Source organism: Bradyrhizobium sp. 23AC (assembly GCF_054863025.1).
In genome coordinates, this window is sequence record NZ_JAVAYN010000317.1 from 1 (window position 1) to 234 (window position 234).

Annotated in this window: 1 pseudogene; it reads left to right on the plus strand. The window is 63.2% G+C overall.

The features are described from left to right. A pseudogene (locus RAD10_RS42580) lies at nt 1-195 on the plus strand (C4-dicarboxylate ABC transporter permease); the annotation flags it as partial. Between the last annotated feature and the right edge of the window lie 39 nt (nt 196-234).

Sequence of the window (234 nt, forward strand, 5' to 3'; positions counted from 1 at the left end):
GATCCGCCGATGCCATTCCGACAGAAGCTGCGGGAGTCGGCAAAGCTCGCGCCCTGTATGCTCCTGATCATGGCGGTCTTCTTCTCGCTGGTGCTGGGCTTTGCGACCGCCACGGAATGCGCGGCATGGGGCGTTACGGGCGCGTTGCTGCTGGCCTGGTGGAGCGGCACGCTCACGCGCAAGAACTTTCTCTAGAGCATCATGAGCGCGACGCGCCTGACCTGCATGATCATG